The following is an 8,322-nucleotide window of genomic DNA, read 5'->3' on the forward strand; positions in this document are numbered from 1 at the left end:
AAAAGGCATGCTAGTAAAGCATTTTGGGACAAATTACTACAAGGTTTGTAGAATATTAATACTGATTGGTACTTAATAAAACCAAAGTGCAGGCTTCCTGTGCCATAATGCCTTTTTCTTTTGCCATATCCGCAAGCTCATCATTTTCGGCACCGGGGTTAAAAATAATGCGTTTGGGGTGCAGGGAAAATATGTAATCGTAATACTGCTGCTGGTGTTGTGGATTTAAATACAGCGTAACCGTATCAATATTATCAAAATCTTTTTTTTCGGTTTCAATGATGGTATTGCCAATGCTGCCGGTTTTTTTACCCAATGCAACTACAGGGTGATTATATGCTGTTAATTTTTGGACCGCAAGATTGCTGTAACGTGCCGGATTAACAGATGCACCCAATACCAATGTTTTTTTTGCTGTCATAATATTAACCTACAAATCTTGATCTTACTTCGGGTGTGGGGATCATACACTCCTGCCGCACACCAAACCATTTATACCTGTTTTTTGCTACCCAGCTGTATATGCCATCCCTTATAAATTTAGGTACAATAATAAAACCATAACACAAAGGCCACAACCCTTTTAAACGCCTGCATACTTTTAATGCCGCTGTAGATTTTGTATATACATTGTTATTTTCAATAAATACAAAAGAGTTTAAATTATTTACCGGGTAGTTATATTGTTTTAAATATAGCCTGCCCTTGGGTGATTGCAATGGGGCAAAATGTATAACAGCCCCCTTATCTTTTTTTATTACAAAATTTACTGCGCTGTTACAAAAATTACAAATGCCATCAAATAATATTAGCGGGTGCTCTTTCATTTATACTGCAAAGTTAAGGCTGATTTTTCTATTAGCTGATATTGATATTTTACTAATCCGTTAAAATATTTTTAAGTGCTTCGACAATGGTTTTAAACTTAAAAACAAAACCCGCCTGCAATAAACTTTCAGGAATAACCCAGCGGCTTTTTAAAACCAGCTCCGTTTCGGTTTTAATAAATACAGCGCCAATTTTTAAAAGCCATTTTGGTGTGGGTAAACCGAGTGGCATTTTCATATTATTTCTGAATACCTGCATTAATGTTTTATTAGTTACCGGAGTGGGTGCCGAAGTATTGAAAACTCCCTGCAACTCTTTATGTTGTTGCATAAAAATAATAATGTTATATAAGTCTTCAATATGTATCCAGCTAAACATTTGGTTACCGCTGCCCTGTTTACCTCCTAAACCAAAACGAACTAAATTTTTTATGGGTTGCACCACTCCTCCATCTTTGCCCAAAACAATGGCCATGCGTAAAGCAACCTGCCGGGTATTTTTTAATTTAAAATCGAAAAAAGATTTTTCCCAGTTGGTGGCAACATTAACTGAAAAGCCGGAACCAATTTCACCAGTACTTTCCGTCATTGGCCGGTCTTGCGCATGGCGGTAAATGGTGGCGGTGCTGGAGTTTATCCAGAGCGGTGGCGGATTTTTACATTGCAATATTGCTTTGCCTAATATTTTGGTAGTATTAATTCTTGAATCAAAAATTTCTTTTTTATTTTTTTCGTTGTACCTGCAGTCAACCGATTTGCCGGCGAGGTTTATGAGCATTGCTGAATTTTCAAGTGCTGCAGTTATTGCTGCTGAATTATTCCAGTTAATATGATTGGTTTGCCTGGAGATAATAATTACTTCGTAACCTAAATCAATAAATTTTTGGGTAAGATATTTTCCTGTAAAACCTGTGCCTCCGGTGATGATGATTTTTTATTTCATAGTTTACAACATAAAGATTAAAATAATAAGGCGATACAAAACCCAGGTGTAAGACAAATACCACTGCAACTGAAGTTTAGCAACTACTTTTTTATGAATAAAAAACATTATTCCAACAACACTAAAAAAATAGATAAGGTTGATAATGTCATTACTTTTAAAAAAATGATTCGCCAATAATAAAAGCCATAGTAAAGCTGAGCCTGTTCAAGAAACCAACAGCATTTGAAAATAATAATCTAATTTTTTTTTCCAAGTCTGTTTGTGAACAAAAAAGTATTGAAAGACTATCATTCCTATAACCATCAACAACTCAAACCGCCAATTGTATTTAATTGCAATAAGATGTTGAATTAATTTTGCATATTGGCTCAGAGTAAAAGCTGTTATTGCAATGCAGAAAACTATTGCTGCAATTTTAAACGGTGAGGAACTTATTAATCTTTTCATTTATGCTTTACCAAAATAGCCCATTAAATTTGAAACAAACAATAAAATAAAAATTACAGCAAAGGCTACAAACATGGTGTTCATTAATACTTCGCCAATTTTAAATATTCTTTTTTTAGGAATGTCGTACATGGGGTAATAAGCAAACTGTGTAATTAGTTTTCCCGTCCAGTATGCAGCAATTAAACCTGTTAGTGCAACCGCAAGGCCGGTTTCGTTTTTTAAATCGCTGGTAAATAAAATTGAAATAAGGCCGAAAGAAAAATTTAAACCCTGGATATAACGGCCGTAAGTTTTTGCAATTTCCTGGTTAAGGGGTTTTAGTTTTTTAATATCATTGTACCAATCAAATACAACGTGGCGGATGTAGGGATAAATTATTGCGGTAAACATTTGGCCGATGGCACCCATAATGATTAACCAGTGGGGTATTATAATTTTCATAATTGTTGATTTTTATTTTAATACTGATAAAGGCCGTTGCATTTTTATATAAGTTTCCCTGTAGCATAACCAGGTATAAAAAATTGCCATAAAAGGTGCTGCAACAATTAAAACCCAAAAGGAACCGGGTATAGTGATTACAGCAATAAGAGTAATCCAGTGATAAATATATCTTGCTCCTCATTTATAAGTAAAGCAACGGTTAAAAACATGTACCAGCATACTGATTACCTGCCATCCTCCCACAATAAAATAGCCCAAAAGAAAACTGTTATGTAAAAAATCTTCTGCTCCTTCCAGTATACTTATTATAACTGATGAAGTAATCAATCCAACGTTTATCCAGAAATCGATTATTTTAAACTGCCGCATGAACTGTGTATTTTATAATTTCAGAAATATTTGAAAATACATTGCTAAAGAAAAGCTGCAAAAGCAGCTTGGGTTTTTTAACATGGTCAGACGGGACGTCAGACCATGTTAAAAACTACTTAAAGAACTTTAAAATATTACCCAAAAACCAACTCTCATCTGCCTTTATCATTACGTCGAGCATTTTATCGGCCTGGCCACCAAATTTTCTTATGCCGGCAACAGTATCAATAAACTGTTTGGTGGCGGCATCTTTTTTATCGCCGTCAATTTTTTCCAGTTGGGTTAATAATTTAAGCATGGGATCCAGCTCCCGTTTTTTTCTTTCCTTAATAATTTGTGTGGCCACTTTCCAGATATCTTTTTCGGCGCTGAAAAACTCTTTGCGTTCTCCGGGTATAAGCACACGATCCACCAAACCCCAATCAATTAAATCACGGGTGTTCATATTTACATTACCACGGCTAATGTTGAGCTGCTCCATAATATCATCCTGCGTAATCGGGTCAGGACTTATCAGCAGCAGCGCATGTATTTGCGCCATGGTGCGGTTGATACCCCAATGCGTACCAAAGGCGCCCCAACTGCTGATGAACTGTGCTTTTGCTTCGGTAAGTTTCATGATGATTTATTTATACCACAAAGATAATACGTTTTTTGAATTTTCAAAACTTATTGAAAATTAATTTTCTATTGTTTGCTGAAGGTGACCGGTTGCCTGCGGTAAGCATTTACAATTCTTCCGTTTTGAACAGCAGGTTGCCATAAAGGAGAATTTTCTATTACACGCCTGGCTTCTTCATCTAAAACATACTCTACCGATTTTGCCATATGTACTTGTGTACATTCGCCAGCAGTGTTAACTACAAATTTTACCATTACCATTCCACCCTTTAGCGAACCCTGGGCAACCTCTGCATTAAGATTACTGGTTAAATATTTTCTCCAGTCTTTATCACTTTTTTTAAACTGTGCTTCTTTTTCTACTGCTGTAACTGCATCAGGACGTTCTTCTTTTTTAACCGTATCGGGATTAATGGTTGTGGTAAGCAAACCGGCTTCATATTTTTCTATTAAAATAACTTTACCAGTATCGTTATAAGTGTACCATTCCTTTTCACGTAAATTATTCTGGTAATAGCCACTTTTACTTAATGAGCCGTTTACAGCATATTCATAATAATGGCCATCTAAAACTTCAAGTAACGAATCGGAATAATTTCTTTCTTTTATCAGTGGCGCATTAAATGAATAATCAAGTCTTTTATAATTATTGGGATATTTTTTTACTACAATAAAAGAATGTGCTTCTTTAATATTTTCTGTAACACCATTATTTCCTACAAAAACTACATTAACTATTTGCTGTGCTGTGCAATTAAACATGCATGCTATTAATATGCTGCACAAAGAAATTTTTTTCATACTGCTTTACTCATTTTTATTTTTTAATGCTACAAACTTAAAATAAATATAAACAGATTGACTTATTGCTAAAGTCCACAAACCAATAGTGAGTAAATTATCTGCAAAGTATTGATGCGTAAGTTTTGCCCATGCACCAAAGATGGTAACAAAAGTTGCTATTCCTGAAACAATACCTCAAAATTTATATTTGTTCATGAGGTTAAGATAATAAAAGTTATTTGTAAATGCGGTGTGTAAAATTCGCTTAAATAAAAGTTCAATAAAGATTTTCTGTACAAGAGTGCGACGCCAACGAAGATGAATAAAGAACAAATGACCGTTACAAAAAAATAAAAAAGCGTTAGCTTTTATTCTAACGCTCATAAAAAATTATTCGCCGGGTGAGCCACCCTTGAGGGGTGACTCACCCTGTAAGCTATACCAGCATCGTTACCGGGTTCTCTAAATACTTTTTTAATGTTTGCAGAAATGCTGCACCTACTGCGCCATCAACACTTCTATGATCGCAGCTCATGGTGAGTTTCATAATGTTGGTTACACCGAAGCCATCACCTTTTTTAACCACTACTTCTTTAATAGCGCCTACTGCTAAAATGGCACTGTCTGGCGGATTGATGATGGCAGTAAATTCTTCAATATCCATCATGCCTAAATTAGAAATGGTAAACGTGTTGCCGCTGAATTCGTTGGGCTGCAATTTTTTATCTTTTGCTTTGCCATACAATTCTTTTGCTTCGCCGGCAATTTGTGATAATGTTTTTTGGTCGGCAAAACGAATTACCGGCACAATTAAACCTTCGGGCATAGCTACTGCACTGCCAATATGTATGTGATGATTTTGACGGATAAAATCTCCCATCCAGCTGCTGTTAACATCGGGATGTTTGCGCAAGGTCATGGCACTTGCTTTTATAATCATGTCGTTAAAAGAAATTTTAACCGGGCTTACTTCGTTCATGGCTGCCCGTGCTGCCATAGCATTATCCATGTTTATTTCCATGGTTAAATAAAAATGCGGTGCACTAAACTTGCTTTCTCCCAAACGGCGTGCAATTACCTTACGCATTTGCGTTAGCGGAATGTCGGTGTGGCCTTCTGTGCCGGTAGTTGGTTGATAGTTGATAGTTGATGGTTGTGCAGCTGTGGTCTGTTGTCCTTTGTCTGTAGCCGGTTTATAACTATCTACATCTTTTTTTGTTACTCTTCCATTATCGCCACTGCCGCTTACTTTACTAATATCAATACCTTTTTCTGCAGCTAATTTTTTTGCAAGCGGTGATGCTTTTACTCTTCCGTTAGCAGGTTGATCATTTGCAGTTTGTTCGCCGGTTGCTACGGAAGGTTGAGTTGTTGCGGTTGGCTCGCTGGCAGCAGCAGCTTTATCATTACTAACTGCAGCGGCTGGTGCATTATTTGCTCCTGATTTTTCTGCAGCCACATAAGCGCTTACATCAGTGCCGGGCTTGCCCACAATGGCAATGATCTCATTTATTTTTGCGGCTTTGCCTGCTTCTACACCAATATATAATAAAGTACCTTCTTCGTAACCTACTACTTCCATGGTGGCCTTATCTGTTTCTACATCAGCTAACACATCATCGCTTTTTACAGTGTCGCCAACTTTTTTATTCCATGTTACAATTTTTCCTTCGGTCATGGTATCGCTAAGCAAAGGCATGCGAATTTCTTTTGCACCTGCAGGAAGGGCAACTGTTGCTGATTTACTGTCGGCAGTTTTCGGTTGTTCAGCTTCCGCAGCTTTTGGTGCTTCAGCTGTTTTTGCAGGTGCAGCAGTTGCTGCGCCTTCTTTATCTAACAACCCTTTATAATCTTCACCATCTTTACCAACAATGGCAATAATCTGATTAATTTTTGCAGCTTCGCCAGCAGGCACACCTATATACAATAAAGTGCCATCTACATAACCTGTAACTTCCATCGTGGCTTTATCAGTTTCCACATCGGCCAGCACATCATCACTTTTTACTTTGTCGCCCACTTTTTTGTTCCAGGTCACAATTTTCCCTTCAGTCATCGTATCGCTCAACAGCGGCATGCGTATCACTTCTGCCATATATAATTTATTTCTATTTTTATTAATTGAGGTTCGAAATTACGGTAAAAACAGGAAATGAAATACAGTTAATCCAATGTAAGTTTCAATCTGTCCTTAAGTTCCTTTACCAGCGGATATTCTTCTATAATTTTAAGGTATTGCTCTTTGGAGCTTAATACTTTTTCTGCCGGCTGGCTGTTATGCTCATTTTCGATAATAATTACCGTATAAGTGAGTATTTTATTGCAAAAATGATTTTGCAGATGATCTACCAGCGCTGCTCTTTCCTGCTCAATAAATTTTTGCTGAATGTTATTTTCTGTTATAATTTCTAAAGTATTATTATCAATAACTTTCAGCGTAGCCATTTTAAAATTGGTAACTGCCGAGTGATTTTTTTTGCTGATCAGTTTTTCGATAAATGCTCCCCAGGCAATGTACAATTCTTCTTCGGTAAGTTCTTTTAAATCGTTGCCGCTATTTTTATTTTGTTCTGTTAGTTTTTTACGGATTTTATCAAGGGAAGATAATCCTGTTTTTGGTTTAGTATTTTCGGTTGATGGTTGCTGGTTGTCTAAAGGAACCCGTGAAATGTTTGGTTGCTGGTGTTTAATTTCAACCTCGGGTTCTTCAATAATTAATTTTGCTTCTGCTGGTTTGGCAGGTTCTTTTGCTTTTGTAAAATCTGAAATACCCAATCCTGCATCCGCAATTTTTATCATTGGCACAGCCCTGAATGCAATGGCCTTTGTTGATTCAACTACTTTTTTTTTACTTACTGTGCCATCATTATTTACCAGCTCAATGGCCTGGTGCAGGTAACTTAATTTTATTATGGTTAACTCTACCAGTAATCTTTTGTTACGGGCCTGTTTATAATTTATTTCGGCTTCGGTTAAAAGATTTAATGCGCCAATTAACCAACCGGCATTTATTTTTTGTGCTGCCTGTAAATATTTTTGTTTAAAATCTTCGGCCACTTCCAGCAGTATGGCTGCTTTGGTATCTTTACTTACCAAAATATTTCTTATAAATTCTGCAAAGCCTTCTATCACAGTATCACCTTCAAAACCTTTGCGGTTAATTTCATCATACAGCAGCATGGCATCGCTCATGTTTTGCTGCTGCATAAAATCTAAAAACTTAAAATAATAATCTTCATCTAAAATATTAAGGTGCTCTAAAGTATTGCTGTAATTTAATTTGCCGCCGGTAAAACTTACAATCTTATCTAAAATACTTAACGCATCTCTTAAACAGCCTTCACTTTTTTGTGCAATAATATGCAGCGCCGCTTTCTCGGCTTTTATTTCTTCTTTTTCACAAATTTCCTGAAGATGTTCTACCGTATCGTTATTGGTTATTCTTTTAAAATCAAAAATTTGGCAACGGCTTAAAATGGTAGGCAGAATTTTATGCTTTTCTGTAGTAGCCAAAATAAAAATGGCAAATGGCGGCGGTTCTTCCAGCGTTTTTAAAAATGCATTGAAAGCTGATGTACTTAACATGTGTACCTCATCCACAATATACACTTTGTACTTGCCGGCCTGGGGAGCAAAACGAACCTGCTCAACCAGGCTACGGATATCATCGACGGAGTTATTACTGGCTGCATCCAGTTCATGAATATTCATGGATGTGCCGGCATCAAAGGAAACGCAACTGTTGCAGGTATTACAGGCTTCGCCATCTGCTGATTTGTTTTCGCAGTTAATGGTTTTGGCCAAAATACGGGCACAGGTTGTTTTGCCCACACCCCTTGGACCACAGAACAAAAATGCATGGGCCAGCTGGTTATTATT

The 8,322-nt window shown here is 36.7% G+C and carries 10 protein-coding genes; all 10 read right to left on the reverse strand.

From position 1 onward, the window contains the following. Window positions 1-55: 55 nt before the first annotated feature. Entirely contained in the window at window positions 56-421 is a 366-nt protein-coding gene (locus ACY651_RS06180) for a CoA-binding protein (protein ID WP_462250794.1), read from the reverse strand. 4 nt (window positions 422-425) lie between these two features. Beyond that, entirely contained in the window at window positions 426-827 is a 402-nt protein-coding gene (locus ACY651_RS06185) for a thiol-disulfide oxidoreductase DCC family protein (protein ID WP_462250796.1), read from the reverse strand. A 52-nt stretch (window positions 828-879) separates the two neighbouring features. Then, window positions 880-1,758 (reverse strand): TIGR01777 family oxidoreductase, encoded by an 879-nt coding sequence (locus tag ACY651_RS06190; RefSeq protein ID WP_462250810.1) that lies wholly within the window; start codon window positions 1,756-1,758, stop codon window positions 880-882. A 462-nt stretch (window positions 1,759-2,220) separates the two neighbouring features. After that, window positions 2,221-2,664, reverse strand: coding sequence for a hypothetical protein (locus ACY651_RS06195; protein WP_462250798.1), 444 nt, complete (start codon window positions 2,662-2,664; stop codon window positions 2,221-2,223). 180 nt (window positions 2,665-2,844) lie between these two features. After that, a complete protein-coding gene (locus ACY651_RS06200) occupies window positions 2,845-3,036 on the reverse strand; it encodes a hypothetical protein (RefSeq protein ID WP_462250800.1) in 192 nt (63 codons plus the stop codon). Window positions 3,037-3,151: 115 nt separating this feature from the next. Further along, window positions 3,152-3,658 (reverse strand): GbsR/MarR family transcriptional regulator, encoded by a 507-nt coding sequence (locus tag ACY651_RS06205; protein ID WP_462250802.1) that lies wholly within the window; start codon window positions 3,656-3,658, stop codon window positions 3,152-3,154. A gap of 68 nt (window positions 3,659-3,726) precedes the next feature. Beyond that, a complete protein-coding gene (locus ACY651_RS06210; protein ID WP_462250804.1) occupies window positions 3,727-4,461 on the reverse strand; it encodes a TonB family protein in 735 nt (244 codons plus the stop codon). Between the two features lie 6 nt (window positions 4,462-4,467). Next, the gene (locus ACY651_RS06215) at window positions 4,468-4,635 is read right to left on the reverse strand and encodes a GldL-related protein (protein ID WP_462250812.1); all 168 of its coding nucleotides are present in this window, start codon (window positions 4,633-4,635) and stop codon (window positions 4,468-4,470) included. 244 nt (window positions 4,636-4,879) lie between these two features. Beyond that, complete coding sequence (locus ACY651_RS06220) at window positions 4,880-6,538, reverse strand: pyruvate dehydrogenase complex dihydrolipoamide acetyltransferase (protein WP_462250806.1); 1,659 nt, start codon at window positions 6,536-6,538, stop codon at window positions 4,880-4,882. Between the two features lie 68 nt (window positions 6,539-6,606). Further along, the coding region (gene dnaX / locus ACY651_RS06225; protein WP_462250808.1) for a DNA polymerase III subunit gamma/tau at window positions 6,607-8,322 on the reverse strand (1,716 nt) is incomplete at its 5' end.

The sequence above is a fragment of the Ferruginibacter sp. genome (genome assembly GCF_031391665.1).
GTDB lineage: Bacteria > Bacteroidota > Bacteroidia > Chitinophagales > Chitinophagaceae > Ferruginibacter.

Bases quoted from the DNA above. Each gene is read 5' to 3' on its own strand.
- ACY651_RS06180 (WP_462250794.1), bottom strand. From the start codon at position 421: ATGACAGCAAAAAAAACATTGGTATTGGGTGCATCTGTTAATCCGGCA.
- ACY651_RS06185 (WP_462250796.1), bottom strand. From the start codon at position 827: ATGAAAGAGCACCCGCTAATATTATTTGATGGCATTTGTAATTTTTGT.
- ACY651_RS06195 (WP_462250798.1), bottom strand. From the start codon at position 2,664: ATGAAAATTATAATACCCCACTGGTTAATCATTATGGGTGCCATCGGC.
- ACY651_RS06200 (WP_462250800.1), bottom strand. From the start codon at position 3,036: ATGCGGCAGTTTAAAATAATCGATTTCTGGATAAACGTTGGATTGATT.
- ACY651_RS06205 (WP_462250802.1), bottom strand. From the start codon at position 3,658: ATGAAACTTACCGAAGCAAAAGCACAGTTCATCAGCAGTTGGGGCGCC.
- ACY651_RS06210 (WP_462250804.1), bottom strand. From the start codon at position 4,461: ATGAAAAAAATTTCTTTGTGCAGCATATTAATAGCATGCATGTTTAAT.
- ACY651_RS06220 (WP_462250806.1), bottom strand. From the start codon at position 6,538: ATGGCAGAAGTGATACGCATGCCGCTGTTGAGCGATACGATGACTGAA.